Source organism: Actinophytocola sp. NPDC049390 (assembly GCF_044466355.1).
Lineage (GTDB): Bacteria > Actinomycetota > Actinomycetes > Mycobacteriales > Pseudonocardiaceae > Actinophytocola.
Genome location: NZ_JBITMQ010000011.1, coordinates 73,677 through 92,740, shown reverse-complemented (window position 1 = coordinate 92,740; position 19,064 = coordinate 73,677). Strand labels below are relative to the sequence as shown.

Here is a 19,064-nt window from a genome sequence, read left to right as displayed (position 1 = left end):
TGCCGATGGACGTGCCACTGACCCCGATCGTCGTCGACGTCGTGACGTTCGACCGGGCGCCGCTGGGCAGGCGCGGTTACAACGAGGACCAGGTCGACGACTTCCTCGACCGCGTGCAGGCCACCCTCGCGGGCAGGGACAACTTGACCGCGGCGGACGTCCGCCAGGCCGAGTTCGACGCGGCGCCGTTCATCCGGCGCGGCTACCACGAGGACCAGGTGGACGAGTTCCTCGACCTCGTGGTGGAGGAGCTGAGCCGCCGGGAGGGCGCGCCCGCCGACACGAAGTCTCCGGCCCCGGCGAGCAGCGCGCGCCCCGCCACGCCTGCGCCGGGCACCCCCGTCGCGTGGGTGCCGTTCCCCGCGGCGCCGCGGCCGGTGCCGCCGCCGACTCCCGCCGAGCAGACCAACCCGATGGTGTTCTCGCTGCCGCCGTCGCTGCCGTCACCCGGCACGCAGCCGCTCACGCGGGCGGCCGCCGGCCCCCCGAATCCCAGCGTAGCCGCGAGCACCGACAACACCGGGGCCCCCGCCACGGCGGTGCCGAGCACAACCGAGGAGGCCGGTGACGCCTCCGTGGCGGCCGGGCAGGCGGCGTCGGCCTTCCGCGCGGGCTCGACGTCGGCGCTGGACAAGCCACCCGCGCCGAAGACCCTCGCCGACTACGCCCCGAAACACCCTCCGCTGCCGGAACCCGCGCCGGAACCCGCGTCAGAACTCGCTGTGGACGCGCGCCCGGCGTTCCCGTTCCCGCCCGCGCCGCCCGGCGAACCGGGGTACGTGCCCGCCGACGTGGCGCGGTTGGCGAACCTGCTCGCGAACTCGCCGGACCGCGAGCAGCTCGCCACCCTCACCTTCGCCGTCACCACCACCGGCGGCTACCACCGGGGCACGGTCGACGCGCTCCGGCAGGCGTGGCTCGACGCCCTCGCTACGAAGCGGCCTTGATCGAGTCCGCCAGCTGCTCACCGGCGGCCGCGCGGCGGAGCTTGCCCGACGGGGTCTTCGGCAGCGTCCCCGGCGACAGCACCAGCACCGCCGACGGGCGGGCGTTCACGGCCTCGAAGACCCGCGCGCCGACGTCCTTGCGCAGCGACTTCTCCCTGTCCGAGTCACCGGCGAACCGCGACTCGACCACCACCGCGAACCGCTCTCGGCGGGTGCCCGCGTCGAGGCGGACCGCGACCGCGTTGCCCGCGCGTACTCCGTCCACAGAGGTCGCCGCGCGTTCGATGTCCGTCGGGTAGATGTTGCGGCCCGCGAGGATGATCACGTCCTTCGCCCGCCCGCAGATGACGATCTCACCGTCCACTATGTACCCGAGGTCGCCGGTCGCGAGCCAGCCGTCCGCGTCCTGTGTCGCGAGTGGACCGTTGACGGTCAGGTAGCCGGGCGTCACCGACGGGCCGCGGACCTGGATCTCGCCGACCTCGCGCTCGGCCCGGACTGCGCCGTCGAGCACGATGCGGGCCTCGAAGCCGTCGAGCGGCGGGCCGAGGACCGCGAACGTGCGGCGCCCCGCCTCGGGCGCGTCGCCGGCGACCGGCACCGCGCGGTTCTCCTCCTCCAGCGCCACCGCGTCGAGGTGGTCCAGCCGCAGGCCGATCATGGGCGACGCGAAGGAGATCGCGAGTGTGCCCTCGGCCATGCCGTACGCCGGGAACACGCACTCGGCCGGCATCGAGAAGCGGGCGCCCGCGGTCACGAACGCGGCGACGGCCTTCTCGTCGATGGGTTCGGCGCCGTTGAGCGCGATCCGCAGCTTCGACAGGTCGTACTCGTCGTCGTTGTCGACGCTCCCGAGCCGCCTGCCGAGCAGCGCGTACGCGAAGTTCGGGGCCGCGGTGATCGTGCCGCCGTAGTCGGAGATCAGCTTGGCCCACAGCAGCGGCGCGGTCAGGAAGTCGACCGGGGTGACCTTGACCAGCTCGATCCCCCACGCCATGGGGGTGGTGTAGAAGCCGACCATGCCCATGTCGTGGAACATCGGCAGCCACGACACCATCACGTCGTGCTCGGGGTCGAGCTCGGCGCGGTCGGCCATCGCGGTGATGTTCGCGAGCAGGTTGCCGTGGGTGATCCGCACGGCCTTCGGCTCCGCGGTCGAGCCGCTGGTCAGCTGCAGCAGCGCGGGCGCGTCCTCGTCGACCTCGACGAACGACTCCAGCGGCGTGCCCTCGGCCAGGTCGCTGATCAGCAGGTAGCCGATGCCGTGCTGCTCCAGCACGGGCGCGAGCTGGTCGAACGGCTCACCGAGTAGCACGAGCTTGGAGGAGATCATGTTGAGCACGCGCACGGTGTCCTCGGCCCACATCGCGAGGTCGGACCGCGGCGTCGGCTGGTGCAGCATGGTCACGCTGCCGCCGGACAGCCACACGGCCTGCACGGCCGGGCCGATCGCGGCAGGCGCCGCGGCGAGCACCGCGACCGCTTCTCCCCTGCTCAGGCCGTGTGCGACGAGCGCACCCGCCATGGCCCTGGCCTGCTCGTGCACCTGCGCCCACGTGGTGTGCACCGCGTTGCCCGGCTCGCCCGTGGTGACACCGCGCCGCCGCCCGCCGTCATTGGCGGTGGCGACCATCTTGTCGACGAAACGACTCATACCCAAAAGGGTATAGGCGACTATTCGGCCACGTCCGCCACGTCCAGCCAACGTTCCTCGAGAGTTGCCTTCTCGGCGACCACGGCACGGAGTTCGGCGTCCAGCGCCAGCAGCTTCTCCGCGTCGGTCGCGGCCGCCGCCAGCGCCTCGTGCAGCTCGGCCTCGCGGGTGGACAGCTTGTCCAGCTGCCGTTCCAGCCGCGCCAGCTCCTTCTGCGCGGCACGGCGTTCCGCGGCGCTGGACTTCGGCTTGTCGACGGGCGTCTTCGCCGTGGGAGGCGCCGCGATCGCCGCGTCCCTGCGGGCCAGGTACTCGTCGATGCCGCCGGGCAGGTCGGTGATCCGCCCGTCCCCGAGCAGCGCGACGACCGTGTCACAGACACGTTCCACCAGGTACCGGTCGTGCGAGACGACGACGAGCGTGCCGGGCCACGAGTCGAGCAGGTCCTCGAGCTGCTGCAGGGTGTCGATGTCGAGGTCGTTGGTGGGTTCGTCGAGCAGCAGCACGTTCGGCTCGGCCATGAGCAGCCGCGCGATCTGCAACCGCCGCCGCTCCCCACCGGAGAGGTCGCTGACCGGCGTCCACTGGCGGGCGGCCGGGAACCCGAACCGCTCCGCGAGCTGTGACGCCGACATCTCCTGCTTGCCGAGCGTGACGCGCCGCGCGACCTCCTCGACCGCCTCCAGCACGCGCAGCGTGCCCGGCAGGTCGTGCAGCTCCTGCGACAGGTAGGCCAGTCGGACGGTCTGCCCCAGGATCCGCTTGCCGGTCTCGGGTTCGGTCTCCCCGGCGAGCAGCCGCAGCAGCGTCGTCTTGCCGGACCCGTTGACACCGACGAGCCCGATGCGGTCGCCGGGCCCGATGCGCCACGTCTGGTCCTCGACGAGCGTCTTGTCGCCCGCGCGAAGCGTGACGTCCTCCAGCTCCAGCACGGTGCGGCCGAGCCGCCGCTTGGCGAACGCCAGCAGCTCGACGGAGTCCCGCGGCGGCGGCACGTCGGAGATCAGGGCCTCGGCGGCCTCGATCCGGTACCGCGGCTTGGACGTCCGCGCGGGCGGGCCGCGCCGCAGCCACGCGAGCTCCTTGCGGGCGAGGTTGCGCCGCTTCTCCTCGAGCGTCGCGGCGAGCCGGGCCCGTTCCGCGCGGGCGAAGACCCAGTCGGCGTACCCGCCTTCGTACTGCTCGACCCGCCCGCCGACGACCTCCCAGGTCCGGGTGCAGACGGTGTCGAGAAACCACCGGTCGTGGGTGACGACGACGAGTGCCGTGCCCCGCGCGAGCAGGTGGTCGGCGAGCCAGCGCACGCCCTCGACGTCGAGGTGGTTGGTGGGCTCGTCGAGAATCAGCAGGTCCAGCTCCTGGACGAGCGCGGCGGCGAGCGCGACCCGGCGCCGCTCCCCACCGGACATGTCGGCAACCGGCGAGTCGAGCCCGAACGCGGTGATGCCAAGGCCACCGAGGATCGACCGGGCGCGGGGGTCGGCGGCCCACTCGTGCTCGGCGGTGATGCCCAACGGGTCGAGCACGGCGTTGCGGACGGTGGAGCCGACGGGCAACTCGGTGCGCTGCGTGACGACGGCCTGGCGAAGGCTCCTGCCCCGGCTCACGCGCCCGGAGTCCGGCGGCTCGACCCCGGCGAGAACCTCGAGGAGGGTCGTCTTGCCACCACCGTTGAGCCCCACGACACCGATGCGGTCACCGGCCCCCACCCCGAGGGAGACACCGTCGAGCAACGGCCGCACACCGTAACTCTTGGCGACCGCCTCGAGATTGACCAGGTTGACCACGAACGGCAACGTTACCGAGCCGAGTCAGGACCACGTCACCCGCCCACAACCCCGGCCTAGTCAGCGCCCGGCCCGAGCCACGTGCACAACCCCACAAAGACGGCCTGCCTGCCCTATCTCAACAAGCCCAATTTGGCAGGCCCCCTCCCCGAGATCAGCCCGTCCGGCGAGGACACCACCCCAAGCAGAGGCCACCAAAACCCCTGCTGACCAGCGAAAACAATCCCCCAGTACGTAACCTCAACCCCCACCCGATCCCGGGGGCCACCCGCCATGCCAGCCTACCGGCACCTACCGACAAAACCGGACCGCGAGCGGTCACCTGTGGACAACCAGCCCACCTGTGGACAACTGCTCACGCGTGCACCTGAGGCGGCGCGGAGCGGGGTTCGTCGTCGCCGCCGATCACTCTCGCTCCCGGGACCGGGCCGTGGACCACTCGAACTGTCCGGCAGACCCCCGCGCCCGACAGCTCCGCCGCCACCCGCAACGCGTCGTCGGCGTCCGCGCACAGGAACGCGCACGTCGGCCCGGACCCCGACACCGTGCCCGCCAACGCGCCCGCCGCCACGCCCGCCCGTAACGTCCGCCGCAACCCCGGCCGCAACGACACCGCCGCCGCCTGCAGGTCGTTCCCGAGCAGCAGGGCCAGCTGCCGCGGATCACCGGACGCGAGCGCCTCCAGCACCGGCTCGACCTCACCGATGCGCGGCGGCTCCCCCTCGGCCCGCAACCGGTCCAGTTCCCCGTACACCTTCGGCGTCGCCAGTCCGCCGCGCGCGAACGCGAGCACCCAGTGGAAGGTGTGCCGCGTCAGCACCGGCACGATCGACTCGCCGCGGCCGGTGCCCAGCGCGGTGCCGCCGTGCAGCATGAACGGCACGTCGCTGCCGAGGTTGGCCGCGATCCCGGCCAGCTCGTCGCGGCCGATCTCCAGTTTCCACAGGTTCGCGAGGCCCACGAGGGTGGCCGCCGCGTCGGCGCTGCCGCCCGCCATGCCGCCGGACACCGGGATGCCCTTGCGGATCATCACGCGGACCTTCAGCTCGCCGACGTCCCGGCCGACGTACCGCGCCAGCTCCTCCACGGCACGCCACGCGAGGTTCGCGCCGTTGGTCGGGACCGCGGCCGCGCCCTCACCCTGGACCTCGACACCGGGTTCGTCGGCGACGGCGACCGTCACCTCGTCGGTGAGCGACAGCGACTGGAAGACGGTCGTCAGTTCGTGGAAACCGTCCCTGCGCAGGTCGCCTACCGCGAGGTGCAGGTTCACCTTCGACGGGACCCGGACGGTCACGGGGCGGGGCACAACCGCAAGCACGCAATCAAGCGTACGGCCCGCCCCGACCGGCCGTTACGCGGCCGACGCGGCGGCGACCGCGCGCGGTCCGGTGAGGGCCCGCTGGACGTACGCGCCCCGCTCGGTCAGCCAGCCGAGCGCCGCGTCCACCCGGTCACCGGTGATGCCGAGCCGGAACCGCGCGACCGGCGTCTCGCCGATCTTGGTCACGCCACCACCGGCCACCGCGATGTCGATGCCGAACCGGCTCCCGGCCTCCGGCAGCAGCGCGCCGATCGACGCGAAGCCCACCAGCACCACGTCGGCGTCGCCGGGCGCGGTCGTCTCGATCGCGGGCAGCACCGACCGCGCCACCTGGCTGTCCTGGTTCGCCACGAGCTCGAGCAGCCTGCCCTGTTCGATGACGCGGCCGTCCTCGAGCACGGCGACGTCGTCGGCGATCTTGCGGACCACCGTCGCGTCCGAGGTGGTGACGAGCACGGTCGTGCCCAGCTCGCCGCGGGCGCGGTCCAGCACGGCCAGCACACCGGCGGCGCCGGTGGCGTCGAGCCCGCTCGTCGGGTCGTCGGCCAGCACGACGGTCGGCTCGCCGACGAGGGCACGCGCGATCGCGATCCGCTGCCGCTGACCGGCGGTGAGCTGGTCGGGGTAGGTGGCGGCCTTGTCGGTGAGGCCGATCAGGTCGAGCAGCTTGCCGACCCGCTCACGGCGGCGCGGGCCCTCCATGCCGACCTGCTCGAGCGGCAGCGCGATGTTGCCGGCCGCGGTGCGCTGCGGGAGGAGCGAGTCACCGGCTGGGACGAGACCGATGCGGGCGCGCGCGGCGCGGAAGCTGCGCTGGTCGAGTGCCGCGGTGTTCAGCCCGTCGAGGCGGAACACGCCGCTGTCGGGGCGCTCGCGGAGCGCGAGCACGCGGGCGAGGGTGGACTTGCCGGACCCCGACGGTCCGACGACGCCGGCGATGACGCCGGCACGCACGTCCAGGTTGATGTCATCCAGCGCGACGACGGCGCCGGTTGTACTTCGGAACGACTTGGTCAGGTTCTCGACGGTGATCACGATGTGCTCCAGTCCAGGCGCGCGCGAACCCCAGCTCGCGCGTGTAGGTGAGTGGCCCCGGCGGTGGGGCTCAGCGAAGTCGGATGGCTCGAATCAGCTTCAGCGGGTTGAGCGCATGCGACGACAGCCTGTGACCGTGCGACGACACTGGTCGATGACTCGCCTGGTGGTGAGGATCTGCACCGTTCTCACTCCTCCATCGCTCCTGGCGGTAGCACCTGCCCGCGACGGGTGGTTGCTGCGGCGTCACAGAGCCAGGTCTCTCGGCCGCTCGGGATGGAATACCGCTAAGTAGTACACCTGACATGCCCACCGGATTGCAACCGCCGGACCTGGATTTGAGTCCGTATATCCGGCAGATCACATCCCTTACGGCCGGACCTTACGTGCGGACTCGGCGATGGCGGAATAGTCGTCCACCGACAGTGTTTCGCCGCGCGATGTCGGCTCGATCCCGGCCTCGGCCAGGATCCGCGCCGCGCGGTCGGCCGACCCGGCCCACGTGGCGAGCGCCGCCCGCAGCGTCTTGCGGCGCTGCGCGAACGCGGCGTCGACGACGCCGAACACGGCTTGCCGGTCACCCGCGGGCTGCTCGCGGCGGGTGAGGAGGACGAGCGCGGAGTCGACGTTGGGCACCGGCCAGAAGACGCTGCGCGGCACGGTCGCGACCCGGCGCGCCTCGGCGTACCAGGCGATCTTGACGCTCGGCACGCCGTAGACCTTGGAGCCGGGGCCCGCCGCCATGCGGTCGGCGACCTCGGCCTGGACCATGACGAGCGCGCGGGTCATGGTCGGCAGCTCGGCCAGCAGGTGCAGGACGACCGGCACCGAGACGTTGTAGGGCAGGTTCGCGACGAGGGCCGTCGGGCCGTGGAGGTCGGCGGCGGTGGTCCGGAGCGCGTCGGCGTTGACGACCGTGAGCCGGTCCGCGATGTCCGGTGCGCGTTCGCCGACGGTTCGCGGGAGGCGTTCGGCGAGGACGGGGTCGATCTCGACGGCCACCACGCGGCGCACGGCGGGCAGGAGCGCGAGGGTGAGCGACCCGAGGCCGGGGCCGACCTCGAGGACGGTGTCGTCGGGCCCGACCCCGGCTGCGGCGACGATGCGGCGGACCGTGTTGGGGTCGTGGACGAAGTTCTGGCCGAGCTTCTTCGTGGGGCGGACGTCCAGTTCCGCGGCCAGCCGCCGGATGTCGGCGGGGCCGAGGAGCGCGCTCACGTCGGCCTCGGTCACCCGGCGAGCGTAGCCAGGTGGGGGCGGCCTCCGGCCCCCGGTGTCCAGTCTTCCACGGGGGACCGACATTCCTGCCGAGTGAAGCGGCGGTTGTCCACAGGCCGGCACGTTGTCCACAGGCTCCGCCGCTGTCGGCCGTTCCTGTCGGTCCCCGCCGTTACGCTGGGTTCCGGGGGCCGGAGGCCACCCCGAACACGACTGTGGGCCGGCTCCCCGAACAGGAGCCGGCCCACAGCTGGGGAACCGGGTTCTACCGCGGCAGACCGAGCTTTTCCGAGCAGTGCGGCCACGCGCCGTAGCCGCCACGGTCGTCGCGGAGCTTCGTCGCGATCGCGATCTGCTCCTCGCGGCTGGCCTCGTGCGGGTAGGACGCGTACTGCGTGCCGCCGTAGGCGTCCCACGTCTGCTTGTCGAACTGGAGACCACCGTAGAAGCCGTTGCCGGTGTTGATCGACCAGTTGCCGGTCGACTCGCAGAAGGCCAGCTGGTCCCACACCGCGGCGTCGGAGATGACGGGCTGCGGGGGCTGCTTGGTGCCGACCTTGACGATCTTCGGCTCCGGCTTCTTGGTGACCTTCGAGCCGATCTCCTCGCGAGCGATTTCCTTGCCGTTCTTGACCGTGATCCGGTAGGTCGCGATGCGCTCGCCGGCGACACCCGGTTCGACGACGGTCTCGGTGCCCTCGAGGGCGTTGGGGTCCTCGACCTCCTCGACCGGCGGCTCGATCTTCTCGGTCTTGTTGACGACCGTGACGCCGTTGCGCGTGATGCGGACCTCGGCGCCGTCGGTGATCTTCAGGTCCTGGGCCGGGGAGATGGTGTCGTCCGGGCCGAGGGACAGCTTGAGGTCGGCCAGCAGCTCACTGGCGGTGACCGCGGTGGTCTGCATCGCCTTCGGGGCGTTGCCGCCGTCGAAGAGCGTGATGTTCTTGAGGGTCTTGATCTCGAGAGCCATCCCGTTGAGGGGGATCTCGTCGTTCTTGTCGTGGGAGAGCTTCGCGCCCTCGACCGAGAGGTTCAGCTGCTGCAGCGCCTCGCCGACCGTGGTGGAGCGAACCCACAGGTCCCGCTTCTCACCGTCGATGGTCAGGTGCAGCTGGCGGCCGCGCTGGAGGACGATCTTGCCGTCGTCGTTGATCGCGGCGGAGGGGGATGGGGAGAGGGCGTCGTGGGAACCGACCTTGATGCCCTCGTCCTCGAGCACCTCGCCGACCGTGTCGGCGTACGTGCTGACCTGGTGTGCCTCGCCGTCGATGTCGACGGTGACGGACTTGTTCATCGCGATCGCCGCGGCGCCGCCGCCGATCAGCGACACCAGGATCGAGGCGATGGTGGCCTTGAGGACCGTCTTCTTCCAGCGCTTGATACCGGTGACGACCTCGGGCGGGGCCTCGTCGGTCTCGGTCAGCGGCAGCGCGTACGCACGTCCACCGGACGCTTCGTCCGGGATGACGGGGAGAACGGTGGTCTCGGCGTTGATCAGCCGGATGAGCTCGTCGACGTCGACGTCGGCCGCCGCCATGAGCTCGTCGGCCTGCGGACCGAGCGCGAGCCGGACATCGTGGTCCGTGATCGCCAGGGTGCCGGAGTAGGCGTTCTCGTCAACGTCCGGCAGGTCGTGGAAGTCGGGGAACTCCGCACGCCACTTGCGGAAGTCCGAGTCCTCGAGGTCGAGGACCGCGGTGCTCACAGCGGCGTTCGTGTCGACCGGGGTGAACCAGTCGGTGTCGGCGAAGCCGTTACCGACCGGTCTGTTTCCGGAACCAGTCACTGGGTCGATACCTCCAGAAGGCCGTAGCCGAGCCCATCTACTGCGCGGCATACGCGCTTTCGTCTGAGCGGAGCTTGCGTAGCGAACCACTCCGTTGTTGCGACTTCCCGTGGCTGGCCACCGGTCCCCGACATTGCACCGGCCTCACCGCGGGCGCCCCCTGGACCACCTCGTCCCGGGGTACGGTCACGGGACAGTAACGGCGACAGGCAGGTTGCGCAAACACTTCCGCGGGTGTCGTGATCCTGCTCACTGCACGGATGGAGTAGCCGGAGTCGCCCGATCATCGCAGTCCTCACCGCTCGCTACCGCCGGGCTCACGTGGGGTAGCCGCCGGAAGATCGAACACACGTTCCGCGTTCGCGTTCACCTCGGCGGCGAGCTCCGCCGGATCGACCTTCCTGAGCTGCGCAAGGGCACGCAGCGTGTACGCGGCGCAGTACGGCTCGTTCGGCCTGCCGCGGAACGGGTGCGGCGTCAGGAACGGCGCGTCGGTCTCCACGAGGATCTGGCAACTGGGAATGAGTGCGGCTGCGTCACGTTGGGCGTGTGCGTTGCGAAAGGTCACGGTTCCGGCGAACGACAGCACGTATCCCTTGTCGGCGCACCGGCGGGCGAAGTCCGCGTCCCCGGAGAAGCAGTGGAACACCACTTTCTCGGGCGCGCCCTCCTCGTCGAGGACCCGGTAGATGTCCTCGTGGGCGTCCCGGTCGTGGATCATCAGCGGCTTGCCGACCCGCTTGGCGAGGTCGATGTGCCACCGGAACGCCTCGTGCTGCGCTTCGGGAGGCGAGTAGTCCCAGTAGTAGTCGAGACCGGTCTCCCCCACGGCCACCACCCGCGGCTGCCGGGCCAGCTCCTCGATCTCGGCACGATCGGCGTCCGAGAACGCCGCCGTGCGGGTCGGGTGTATGGCCACCGCCGCCCACACGCGGGGATCCCACGTGGCGGCCTGAGCGGCCCACCGGGCGGCCGCGAGGTCGTCGGCGACCGTCACGACCCGCGTGACACCGGCCGACTCGGCCCGGTCGACCATCTCGGCGACGTCAGCGGCGTCCTTGGCGCCACAGGCGTCGAGATGGGTGTGCGCGTCGACAATGGGAAAGGGGAGCGCCTCCGGAACAGGAGGACGCTCCCCTCGACGCTCAGTCAACGACAGGAGCCCAGTCCGGGCCGGTCTCGCCGAGCTTCGGGTCGAGCTTCGCGAACAGCGGCGACGGCTTCTCCAGCGGACGGCCGACCTCGATCGGCATCGACTCCCACTTCGCCTGCTCACCGGCGTAGTCACCGGTCAGGATCGGGTTGATCTGGCCGGGCCGGTCGAGGTCCTCGACGTCCTGAAGCTCCGGCTGCGCCGCCCACACACCGGTGCCGCCGAGCGCCTCGTGGATCTTCTGCGCCGCGTGCGGAAGGAACGGCGTGAGCATCGTGTTGGCGTCCTGCACGACCTGCAGCGCGGTGTGCAGGATCGTGTCCCGGCGCGCCGGGTCGTCCTTGCGCTTCCACGGCTCCTGGTCGGAGATGTACTTGTTCGCCGCGCTGACCACCCGCATGGCCTCCGACGCGGCCTGCTTGAACCGCGACTGGCGCAGGTGGGCGCCGACGACCTCGAACGCGCCGCGGGACAGGGCCTTCAGCGTCTCGTCGTCGTCGGTGGGCGCGGTCGGGTTCGGGATGGCGCCGACGTTCTTGTGCGCCATCGAGATCGACCGGTTGACCAGGTTGCCCCACTCGTTGGCCAGCTCGAAGTTCGTGCGGCGGACGAACTCCTCCCACGTGAAGTCGACGTCCTGGGTCTCCGGGCCCGCCACCGAGATGAAGTAGCGCAGGCTGTCCGGCCCGAACTCGCGCAGGAAGTCGTGCACGTAGATGACGGTGCCGCGGGAGGTGGAGAACTTGGCGCCGCTCATCTTGAGGAACTCGCTCGACACGACCTCGGTCGGCAGGTTCAGCGTGCCGAACGCGCCCGGCTCGCCGCCCTTGTCACCGGCGCCGTTCTGGCCGAGCAGCAGCGCGGGCCAGATCAGCGAGTGGAAGACGATGTTGTCCTTGCCCATGAAGTAGTAGCCCTGGGCGTCCGGGTTGGTCCAGAACTCCTGCCACGCGTCGTCGTCGCCGGACCGGCGCGCCCACTCGACCGACGCCGACAGGTAGCCGATGACCGCGTCGAACCACACGTAGAACCGCTTCATCGGCTTGTCCCGCCAGCCGTCGAGCGGGATCGGCACGCCCCAGTCGAGGTCGCGGGTGATCGCGCGCGGCTTGAGGTCCTCCAGGAGGTTCTGGCTGAACTTGAGCACGTTCGGCCGCCAGTCCTGCCTGCTGCCGAGGAAGGTGCCGAGCGCACCCGCGAACGAGGGCAGGTCGAGGAACAGGTGCTCGGTCTCGACGAACTCCGGCACCTCGCCGTTGATCTTCGAGCGCGGGTTCTTGAGGTCGGCGGGGTCGAGCTGGTTGCCGCAGTTGTCGCACTGGTCACCGCGGGCCGACTCGTAACCGCAGATGGGGCAGGTGCCCTCGATGTAGCGGTCCGGCAGCGTGCGGCCGGTCGACGGGCTGATGGCGCCCAGCTGGGTCTTCGGGATGACGTACCCGTTCTTCCACAGCGCGGAGAACAGGTCCTGCACGACCTTGTAGTGGTTGCCCGTCGTGGTGCGGGTGAACAGGTCGTAGGACAGCCCGAGCCCCTGCAGGTCGCCGCCGATCTGGCGGGCGTACTTGTCGACGGTGGCCTGCGGCGACGCGTTCTCCTTGTCCGCCTGGACCTGGATCGGCGTGCCGTGCTCGTCGGTGCCCGACACCATGAGGACCTTGTGCCCGGCCATGCGCATGTACCGGGAGAAGACGTCGGACGGGACTCCGAATCCGGACACATGACCGATGTGGCGGGGGCCGTTGGCGTACGGCCAGGCCACCGCTGTCAGCACGGGGTTGCTCATGTCGGAATAGCCTACGGAGCAGCGTCTATCGGTTTCGAACGGGTTATGAGGAGGCACGCTTGTCCGCCACGCGGCTTCTGGTGCTCGGGGTCGTGCGCATGCACGGCAGCGCGCACGGGTACCAGGTGCGGCGCGAGCTGCTGACCTGGTCGGCGGACAAGTGGGCGAACGTCGCGCCCGGTTCGATCTACCACGCGCTGAAGAAGATGGAGACGGAGAAGCTGCTAGAGGTGGCGTCGACCGACGGCCACCCGGGCGGCCCGGACCGCACCGCGTACCGGCTCACCCACGACGGCGAGACCGAGTTCCAGCACCTGCTCGCGAAGTACCTGGCGGAGAGCGACGACTCGGCGCAGGGTGCGTACCGGCTCGCCGCGGCGGTGACGTTCCTGCCCGCGCTGCCGAGGGACAAGGCGCTGAGCCTGTTGCGGCACCGGCTCACCCAGCTCGGCGGGCAGCGCGCGAGCGCCACGGACCTGCTCGAACACGGGACGGACTGGGGCCAGCCGGAGCACGTGACCGAGCTGTACCGGCTGTGGCTGGCGTCGATCGAGGCGCAGGAGAGGTGGCTGCGGGAGCTGGTGGCCCGACTCGGGTCCGGCCACTACGTGATGGCGGACGACGACGAGGTCGCGTTCGGCACACCCGGCTGATCAAGTTTGACTAGCGGCACCCGACGGGCCATGCTGTCGTCGCTCTAGTCAAACTTGACTACGAAGGGATGGACATGATCGAAGCACGCGGTCTCGCGCGGACGTTCAAGTCCCGGGGCCGTACCGTCGAGGCCGTACGAGGGGTGGACCTCGACGTCCGCGCGGGTGAGCTGGTCGGGTTCCTCGGTCCGAACGGAGCGGGCAAGACCACCACGCTGCGCATGCTCACCACCCTCCTGCGCCCCACCGCGGGCACCGCGAAGGTCGGCGGCGTCGACCTGCTCGCGAACCCGGTCGGGGTGCGCAAGAAGATCGGCTACGTCGCCCAGGGCGGCGGCACCGCACCGGAGTGCCGGGTGATCGAGGAGATCGAGATCCAGGGCCGGTTCTACGGGCTGTCCAAGGCGGACGCGGTCCGGCGCGGTGCGGAGCTGTCGGAGCGGCTGGACATCGCGGGGTTGGAGCAGCGGCTCGTGCGCACGCTGTCCGGCGGCCAGAAGCGGCGGCTGGACATCGCGCTGGGGCTCATCCACTCCCCCGAGCTGGTGTTCCTCGACGAGCCGACCACGGGTCTCGATCCGCAGAGCCGCGCGAACCTGTGGGAGCACATCCGGTCACTGCGCGCCGACCACGGCGTGACGGTGTTCCTGACCACGCACTACCTCGAGGAAGCCGACTCGCTGTGCGACCGGATCCTCGTCATCGACCACGGCAGGATCGTCGCGGAGGGCACGCCCGACGAGCTGAAGGCACGGGTGTCCGGCGACGGTGTCACCGTCGAGGTGCCCGCCGAGTCGGTCACCGACGCCGCCGAGGTCGCGTCCCGGCTGCCCGGCGTCACCGACGTGACGACCGTGGAGAACGAGGTCCGCTTCCGCGTGCCGCGCGGCGACACGGCGTTGCCGGAGCTGCTGCGCGCGCTCGACGGCAAGGGGATCCCGATGACGTCGCTGCAGGTGCAGCGGCCGTCGCTGGACGACGTGTTCCTGACCATGACCGGCCGCACGCTGCGCGACGCCGAGACCCCGGGAGGCTCCGATGGCGCGTGACATCTGGCTCGTGTTCCGCAGGCACATGGCGATCTCGCTGCGCAACCCGGCGTGGGTGCTGATCGGGATCATGCAGCCGCTGCTGTACCTGCTGCTGTTCGGCCCGCTGATGGAGAAGATCGTGTCGTCGACGCCGGGCTTCCCGCCCGGTGACAGCTGGCAGATCCTCGCGCCGGCGCTGCTCGTGCAACTGGGGCTGTTCGGCAGCATGTTCGCCGGGTTCGCGTTGCTCGGCGACCTGCGGAACGGGGTCGTCGAACGGATGCGGGTGACGCCGGTGTCACGGCTGGCGCTGCTGCTGGGGCGCGTCCTGCACGACACCGTCCAGCTGCTGGTCCAGGCACTGCTGCTGTTGCTGGTGGCGTACCTCGTGTTCGGCATGCGAGCGCCGGTCGCCGGCGTCCTGCTGTGCCTGATCATGGTGATGCTGCTGGCGGTGACGCTGTCGTCGGCGTCGTACGCGATGGCGTTGCTGGTGCGCAGCGAGGAGGCGTTCCCGGCGCTGCTGACCACGATCTCGGTGCCGCTGCTGCTGTTGACGGGGATCCTGATCCCGATCACGACCGACCTCGCGCCGCGGTGGTTGTACGCGCTGTCGCGGATCAACCCGTTCGCGCACGTGATGGACGCCGAGCGGGCGTCGTTCCGGGGCGACTTCTCGGTGGACGGGCTGCTCACCGGCAGCGTCGTGCTGCTCGTGATCACCGTGCTCGCCGTGTGGTGGGGCGCACGAACCTTCCAGAAGGAGAACGCCTAGCGAAGCGGGGCGCCTCCGGCACGCACCCGAAGGCGCCCCGCACACAAGAACGCCACTGACCAGCGAAAACGCGAATCCACCCTGCCCCCAGGACGTAACGTCAACCCCCACCCGTTCCCGGGGGCCACCCGCCATGCCAGTCTACCGGTGCCCACCGACAGTCACCCCGATGTCGATCTTGCCTGTGGACAACCAGGTGGGCTGTGGACAACTCGTGGGCGTCAGCGGTTGACGGCCAGCAGGCCTTCCGGGGTGTAGCGGGCGCCCGACACGGCACCGGCCGGCACCGCCGACGTGATCGTCGCCAGCTGGTCCTCCGTCAGCCGCACGGCAGCCGCGCCCGCGTTCTCCTCCAGGTACTTCACCCGCTTGGTGCCCGGGATCGGCGCGATGTGCGCGTCCTGCGCCAGCAGCCACGCGAGCGCCACCTGCACGGGCGTCACGCCGAGCGTCTGCGCCACGCCGTGCACCCGCTCCGCCAGCGCGATGTTGCGGCCCAGGTTCTCGCCCTGGAACTGCGGCAAGCCACGGCGGAAGTCGTCGTCCGGCAGGTTGCGCATCGTGTCGAGGTCGCCGGTCAGCATGCCGCGGCCCACCGGCGAGTACGGCACCACGCCGACGCCCAGCTCGATCGCCGTCGGCAGGACCGTCGCCGCCAGGTCGCGGTTGAACAGCGAGTACTCCGACTGCAACGCCGTGATCGGGTGCACGGCGTGCGCCGCCCGCAGCGTCTCCGCGTTCACCTCGGACAGGGCCAGGTACCGGACCTTGCCCTCGGTCACCAGCTCCCCCATCGCACCGACCGTGTCCTCGATCGGCACGTCCGGGTCACGCCGGTGCAGGTAGTACAGGTCGATCACGTCGACGCCGAGCCGGGCGAGGGACCGGTCGACGGCCGCACGGACGTACGAAGGGCTGCCGTCCACCTCCACCACCCCACCGCCGACGACGCGACGGATGCCGAACTTGGTCGCCAGCACGACCCGGTCGCGGCGGTCCGCGATGGCGCGGCCCACCAGCTCCTCGTTGTGGCCCTGGCCGTAGACGTCGGCCGTGTCCAGGAACGTCACGCCCAGCTCGACGGCGCGGTGGATGACCCCGATCGACTCCGTGTCGTCAGCGGGTCCGTAGACCTGCGACATTCCCATACAGCCCAGCCCGAGCGCCGAAACCTCCAGGTCGCCCAGCATGCGCTTGTCCAACGTTCACTCCTCCGGTGTTGGTCTCACCGTCCACCCAACACCCTGGAGCGCACTCCAGGTCAAATGTCGACCGCCGCGTCGTACAGCGCCTTCTTGCTCACCCCGTGCTCTCCCGCCACCCGCGCCGCCGCGTCCTTGAGCCGCATGCCGCCATCGGCGAGGGCACGGACCTCGTCGACCAGGTCGCCGACCTCACGCCGACGGGGCGCGGCGCCCTCGACCACCACCGTGATCTCCCCGCGCACGCCGTCCGCCGCCCATTCGGCCAGCTCACCGAGACCGCCGCGGCGCACCTCTTCGTACGTCTTCGTCAGCTCACGGCACACGGCCGCCCGCCGGTCCGCGCCGAGCACCTCGGCCGCCACCGACAGGGTCGCGGCGATCCGGTGCGGCGACTCGAAGAACACCGCCGTGCGCGGCTCGTCGGCCAGCGCGCCGAAGAAGCGCCGACGCTCACCGTCCTTGCGCGGCGCGAAACCCTCGAAGCAGAACCGTTCGCACGGCAGCCCCGACAACGCGAGCGCGGTCGTCACCGCTGACGGGCCGGGCAGGCACGTCACCGGCAAGTCCTTCTCCACACACGCCGCCACCAGGCGGAACCCCGGGTCGGACACGCTGGGCATGCCGGCGTCGGTGACCAGCAGGACCGTCCGCCCCTGCGCGACGGCCGCCACCAGCCCACCGATCCGGCTGGTCTCGACCGCGTCGTAGAAGCTCACGACCTTGCCCGTGGGTGTCGCGTCGAGGGCCGCGGCCAGCGCGCGGGTCTTGCGGGTGTCCTCCGCCGCGATCACGTCCGCGGTCGCCAGGGCCGCCGCGAGCCGCGGGGACGCGTCCCGCGCATCGCCGAGCGGGGTCGCCGCGAGCACGAGCCTTCCCGTGCGGTCACTGATCTCAGCCATGACGTTCGCTCCGCAAGCTCCACTCAGACATCACCGACAGTCAACACGCCCCTTCTCGGCGATCCCGACGCGGATGCCACATCCGGCCGCCTACCATCTCTGCCCGTGAGTCTCACCGTCACCCGTCAGGCCGCGGTATCCCCCGACGTGGGTGGCGCCGACGGGAGACCGCTGTCCGAAGGCGACCTCGCCGAGCTCCACCTGATCGGCAAGCCCATGCCGACCGACCGCCTCCGCGGCTGGCTGGTGGCGGGCATCCTCGCGGTCTTCGGCGGGTTCGTGCGGCTCCAGAACCTGGGCTTCCCCACCGACAAGGGCACCCCGGTCTTCGACGAGAAGCACTACGTGCCGCAGGCGTGGGAGATCCTGCGCAACGGCGGGTACGAGGACAACCCGGCCTACGAGCTGACCGTCCACCCGCCGTTCGGCAAGCAGCTCATCGCGGTCGGCGAGTGGCTGTTCGGGTACAACGGCTGGGGTTGGCGGTTCACCGCCGCGCTCGCGGGCGCGCTGATGATCCTCATGATCATCCGCATCGCGCGGCGGTTGACCAGGTCCACGCTGCTCGGCGGCATCGCCGGTGTGCTGCTCATCTGCGACGGCCTGTCCCACGTGCAGAGCCGCATGGGCATGCTCGACATCTTCCTGGCCTTCTTCGTGCTGATGGCGTTCGGCTGCCTCCTGCTCGACCGCGACCAGGTGCGGCAACGGCTGGCGGTGGCGGTCCGGGAGGGCTGGGCGACCGAGACGGCGTACGGGCCGTGGCTGGGTTTCCGCTGGTGGCGGTTCATGGCCGGGGTGTCGCTGGGCCTGGCGTGCGGAACGAAGTGGTCCGGCGTCTTCTTCATCATGGCGTTCGGCCTGATGACGGTGTTCTGGGACGCGACGGCCCGGCGCGCGGCGGGTGTGTCGCGGCCGTGGGTCGGTTCGATCATGCGGGACGTGCTGCCGGGGCTGTGGGCGCTGGTGGGGATCGCACTGCTGGTGTACCTGGCGACGTGGTGGGGCTGGTTCACGTCCGAGACGGGCATCGACCGGCACCTCGCCGACCAGGCGGACCACCACGGCTGGTACGACTTCCTACCCACGGCGTTGCGGTCGCTGTGGCAGTACTCGGGCAACGTGCTGGACTTCCACGAGAACCTCAAGACCCCGGCGACCGACCAGCACCCGTGGGAGTCGAAGCCGTGGACGTGGCCGATGGGCCTGCGCCCGATGCTGTACTACTACGACAGCGGCACCGTCTCCTGCGGTGAGGAGCGGTGCGTCAGCGCCACCATGCTGATCGGCACGCCCGCCATGTGGTGGGTGTCGCTGCCGGTCCTGGGCTGGAGCCTGTGGCGGATGATCGGCAGGCTGGACTGGCGGTTCGCCGCGGTCGTGGTGGCGTACCTGACGTGCCTGCTGCCGTGGTTCACCAACCTCGACCGCCAGATGTACTTCTTCTACGCGACCCCGATGGCCGCGTTCCTGGTGCTGGGCATAGTCCTGGTCCTCGGCCAGATCATGGGCACGTCCCAGGACGGCTACGAACGCAGAGGCACCGGCCTCCTCGTCGTCTCCCTCTACGTGGGCCTGGTCGTCGCCAACTTCGTCTGGCTGTGGCCCATCCTGAACGGCGACTCGATCACAGAATCCCACTGGCAACAAGAACTGTGGCTCCCCAGCTGGCGCTAACCCCCGCGAGTCGCGCCCCAGAACACCGCGAGTCGCGCGCCCAGACATAGCGAGTCGCGTTCTCACGCACACCGAGTTGTGGGGGGGGGGGGGCAGGGCGCCCCCGCCCCGGCGCAAAACTCAAACCACCACAA

15 protein-coding genes and 1 riboswitch are annotated in these 19,064 nt (G+C 70.7%); of the genes, 5 read left to right on the top strand and 10 right to left on the bottom strand.

Translation table 11 applies throughout. The features are described from left to right. The first annotated feature begins 5 nt into the window (after window positions 1-5). Window positions 6-947: a DivIVA domain-containing protein gene (locus ACIBVP_RS28355; RefSeq protein WP_396109402.1), complete on the top strand. Its 942-nt coding sequence runs from the start codon at window positions 6-8 to the stop codon at window positions 945-947. Here the strand turns inward: ACIBVP_RS28355 and ACIBVP_RS28350 are convergent. The 8 genes from ACIBVP_RS28350 to metG all read right to left on the bottom strand — a co-directional run bounded on the left by ACIBVP_RS28350 (window position 931) and on the right by metG (window position 12,690). Beyond that, window positions 931-2,601 carry a fatty acyl-AMP ligase gene (locus ACIBVP_RS28350; protein WP_396109401.1) on the bottom strand — a complete coding sequence of 557 codons (1,671 nt, stop codon included), beginning with the start codon at window positions 2,599-2,601 and terminating at the stop codon, window positions 931-933. The genes ACIBVP_RS28355 and ACIBVP_RS28350 overlap by 17 nt on opposite strands. A gap of 20 nt (window positions 2,602-2,621) precedes the next feature. Then, complete coding sequence (locus ACIBVP_RS28345; RefSeq protein WP_396109400.1) at window positions 2,622-4,388, bottom strand: ABC-F family ATP-binding cassette domain-containing protein; 1,767 nt, start codon at window positions 4,386-4,388, stop codon at window positions 2,622-2,624. Between the two features lie 355 nt (window positions 4,389-4,743). Beyond that, the gene (locus ACIBVP_RS28340) at window positions 4,744-5,709 is read right to left on the bottom strand and encodes a 4-(cytidine 5'-diphospho)-2-C-methyl-D-erythritol kinase (RefSeq protein WP_396109399.1); all 966 of its coding nucleotides are present in this window, start codon (window positions 5,707-5,709) and stop codon (window positions 4,744-4,746) included. 33 nt (window positions 5,710-5,742) lie between these two features. Next, complete coding sequence (locus tag ACIBVP_RS28335) at window positions 5,743-6,747, bottom strand: methionine ABC transporter ATP-binding protein (RefSeq protein WP_396109398.1); 1,005 nt, start codon at window positions 6,745-6,747, stop codon at window positions 5,743-5,745. A 193-nt stretch (window positions 6,748-6,940) separates the two neighbouring features. Next, window positions 6,941-7,030, bottom strand: a riboswitch (SAM riboswitch). 86 nt (window positions 7,031-7,116) lie between these two features. Then, entirely contained in the window at window positions 7,117-7,965 is an 849-nt protein-coding gene (gene rsmA, locus ACIBVP_RS28330; protein WP_396109662.1) for a 16S rRNA (adenine(1518)-N(6)/adenine(1519)-N(6))-dimethyltransferase RsmA, read from the bottom strand. 265 nt (window positions 7,966-8,230) lie between these two features. After that, entirely contained in the window at window positions 8,231-9,751 is a 1,521-nt protein-coding gene (locus tag ACIBVP_RS28325) for a transglycosylase family protein (RefSeq protein ID WP_396109397.1), read from the bottom strand. A gap of 295 nt (window positions 9,752-10,046) precedes the next feature. Beyond that, window positions 10,047-10,904, bottom strand: coding sequence for a TatD family hydrolase (locus ACIBVP_RS28320; RefSeq protein WP_396109396.1), 858 nt, complete (start codon window positions 10,902-10,904; stop codon window positions 10,047-10,049). Further along, on the bottom strand, window positions 10,897-12,690 hold the full coding sequence (gene metG, locus ACIBVP_RS28315) for a methionine--tRNA ligase (protein ID WP_396109395.1): 1,794 nt from the start codon (window positions 12,688-12,690) through the stop codon (window positions 10,897-10,899). Before metG ends, ACIBVP_RS28320 begins: the two co-directional genes overlap by 8 nt. Before the next feature lie 59 nt (window positions 12,691-12,749). Between metG and ACIBVP_RS28310 the strand changes: the two genes are divergently transcribed. From ACIBVP_RS28310 to ACIBVP_RS28300, 3 genes are all read left to right on the top strand, one after another. Further along, a complete protein-coding gene (locus tag ACIBVP_RS28310) occupies window positions 12,750-13,343 on the top strand; it encodes a PadR family transcriptional regulator (protein ID WP_396109394.1) in 594 nt (197 codons plus the stop codon). A 74-nt stretch (window positions 13,344-13,417) separates the two neighbouring features. Beyond that, complete coding sequence (locus tag ACIBVP_RS28305; RefSeq protein ID WP_396109393.1) at window positions 13,418-14,392, top strand: ATP-binding cassette domain-containing protein; 975 nt, start codon at window positions 13,418-13,420, stop codon at window positions 14,390-14,392. Then, window positions 14,382-15,149 (top strand): ABC transporter permease, encoded by a 768-nt coding sequence (locus tag ACIBVP_RS28300; RefSeq protein WP_396109392.1) that lies wholly within the window; start codon window positions 14,382-14,384, stop codon window positions 15,147-15,149. The genes ACIBVP_RS28305 and ACIBVP_RS28300 overlap by 11 nt, the downstream gene beginning before the upstream one ends. A 221-nt stretch (window positions 15,150-15,370) precedes the next feature. Here the strand turns inward: ACIBVP_RS28300 and ACIBVP_RS28295 are convergent, their stop codons facing one another. Then, complete coding sequence (locus ACIBVP_RS28295; RefSeq protein WP_396109391.1) at window positions 15,371-16,351, bottom strand: aldo/keto reductase; 981 nt, start codon at window positions 16,349-16,351, stop codon at window positions 15,371-15,373. Between the two features lie 59 nt (window positions 16,352-16,410). Further along, the gene (gene rsmI / locus ACIBVP_RS28290) at window positions 16,411-17,253 is read right to left on the bottom strand and encodes a 16S rRNA (cytidine(1402)-2'-O)-methyltransferase (RefSeq protein ID WP_396109390.1); all 843 of its coding nucleotides are present in this window, start codon (window positions 17,251-17,253) and stop codon (window positions 16,411-16,413) included. A gap of 105 nt (window positions 17,254-17,358) precedes the next feature. Here rsmI and ACIBVP_RS28285 point away from each other — a divergent pair, with 105 nt between their 5' ends. Then, window positions 17,359-18,930, top strand: a complete 1,572-nt coding sequence (locus ACIBVP_RS28285) for a dolichyl-phosphate-mannose--protein mannosyltransferase (RefSeq protein ID WP_396109389.1) — start codon at window positions 17,359-17,361, stop codon at window positions 18,928-18,930. The last annotated feature ends 134 nt before the right edge of the window (window positions 18,931-19,064 follow it).

Excerpts from the sequence above, each read along its gene's own strand:
- ACIBVP_RS28355 (WP_396109402.1), top strand. The coding sequence starts at position 6 with ATGGACGTGCCACTGACCCCGATCGTCGTCGACGTCGTGACGTTCGAC.
- ACIBVP_RS28350 (WP_396109401.1), bottom strand. The coding sequence starts at position 2,601 with ATGAGTCGTTTCGTCGACAAGATGGTCGCCACCGCCAATGACGGCGGG.
- metG (WP_396109395.1), bottom strand. The coding sequence starts at position 12,690 with ATGAGCAACCCCGTGCTGACAGCGGTGGCCTGGCCGTACGCCAACGGC.
- ACIBVP_RS28305 (WP_396109393.1), top strand. The coding sequence starts at position 13,418 with ATGATCGAAGCACGCGGTCTCGCGCGGACGTTCAAGTCCCGGGGCCGT.
- ACIBVP_RS28300 (WP_396109392.1), top strand. The coding sequence starts at position 14,382 with ATGGCGCGTGACATCTGGCTCGTGTTCCGCAGGCACATGGCGATCTCG.
- rsmI (WP_396109390.1), bottom strand. The coding sequence starts at position 17,253 with ATGGCTGAGATCAGTGACCGCACGGGAAGGCTCGTGCTCGCGGCGACC.